Origin of the sequence: Bacteroides sp. HPS0048, from assembly GCF_964240755.1 — a bacterium.
GTDB classification, from domain to species: Bacteria; Bacteroidota; Bacteroidia; order Bacteroidales; family Bacteroidaceae; genus Bacteroides; species Bacteroides nordii.
The window spans coordinates 1-1590 of record NZ_CAXSVC010000071.1 but is presented as its reverse complement, the minus strand read 5'-3'; the positions used below and the strand labels follow the sequence as shown (position 1 = coordinate 1590).

The following is a 1590-nucleotide window of genomic DNA, read 5'->3' as shown; positions in this document are numbered from 1 at the left end:
TGACTATGCCTGTATTCACTTTACACATTTTGGTTAATATCTACTGTTTTCCTTCACAGTTTCTTGATTGTTTTACTGTTTCACTTTACACCTTCAGGAATACCTTATTGATTATCTTACCTGCTCGTCTTTCCGATCATAAATCAATACATCCCATAAACAGTGTATTTTTCCAGCTTCTAAATTAGCTATTTATTGACTATCCTGCAAATCATATTATGAAAAACACCGCGGCGGTTCGCCTTAGCGGCTGGAGGCGCGAAGCCTCCAAAGAGCGTTAAGCGGCTACACTTGCTCTCATAGCTTTGGGCGTTTTCATGTTATTGCTCATATGTGGTCGCACATTATTGTAGAAGTCAATGATTTCCGTTATCTTACTTCTAGCTTCAACAATGTCTTTTGGACGTTTCTGACGGTATAGCCACTCCTGTTTAATAATACCATTAACCCGCTCGGCTATCGCATTGTCAGTAGGGTTACTATCTTCCGTCATGCTGATAGAGATTTGCATTTCTTTCAATCTCTCAACATATCTGTTACAACAATACTGTGATCCTCTGTCAGAATGATGAATCAATTTACTGAAATCGGTATCAGGAAACATAGCAATAGCTTGATTAAGTGCTTCTAAAGTGTTATCTGCAACGAGACTACCGGATAGGATCCAACCCACTATTTCATGAGTAAAGGCATCTGTAAGCAAGTGGAGATAGCAAACACCGGCATCTGTTTCAATATAAGTAATATCTGCCACCCATAAACGATTTAAAGTCTTTGGCTTATAGTCTTTTATCAGGTTTTTATACTTCCGATAGTTATGGTTGGAGTTGGTAGTATGACGCCTTTTCAAAGGAGAAAGCATGAGACCTTTGCGACGGAGCAGGTTATAAAAACTGTCCCGCCCCATCAACTTCCCCTCATATACTTCCTTTAGGATCAGAAATAACTTATAGGCACCAATACCGGGTGCTGATGACCTGATTTCGCGTACAAGTTGGGCGACTTTGACCTCCGTGAGAATACGGTCTGAAAGTACTTGCGTACTTACTGAATAATACCCTTCTCTACTCTTACCAAACAGTGAGCACAGGCTTCCGATGGAAATCTTTGGATGCCTGTGCCGAAGGGTATTTACTGCTTGGCGCCAGCTTTTTTTAATAAATCGATGCCGTATTCTTCACGACCGATTTTTAAGACTTCAGACAGAGCCTCATTGCGAAGTTCGGAGTATTCCAAAGCTTTACGAAGACGAAGTAACTCCGCCTGCAACTCTTCTTCCTTAGATAAGGAAGAGGTTACTTGGGACTTTTTTTCTTTCGCTTTGCGCATCGTTTCTATTTGAGATAATAAATCCTGGGACAAAGATAAGTCTTTTGCAGACAATATCAAGGCTTTTTCCCATCTGTAAATACTCCCATGAACCAAACCATCTCGCTGCTCGATGAAATATTTGGTCAAACCAGAACGATAATAATCACTTAATACTTTAAGTTTAAAATCTAAACTATACCTACAACGAGGAGATACTTTACTTGCCATATGAATTTTTATAATGTTAAAACGGTGTAAAGTAAAACTGTATTAAGTCAA

The 1590-nt window shown here is 39.4% G+C and carries 2 protein-coding genes; both read right to left on the bottom strand.

Annotation, left to right across the window (positions count from 1 at the left end):
- Positions 1-277: 277 nt before the first annotated feature.
- Positions 278-1090 carry an IS3 family transposase gene (locus tag ACESQI_RS24055; RefSeq protein WP_226812517.1) on the bottom strand — a complete coding sequence of 271 codons (813 nt, stop codon included), beginning with the start codon at positions 1088-1090 and terminating at the stop codon, positions 278-280.
- A 41-nt stretch (positions 1091-1131) separates the two neighbouring features.
- Complete coding sequence (locus ACESQI_RS24050) at positions 1132-1539, bottom strand: hypothetical protein (protein ID WP_002558726.1); 408 nt, start codon at positions 1537-1539, stop codon at positions 1132-1134.
- Positions 1540-1590 lie beyond the last annotated feature (51 nt).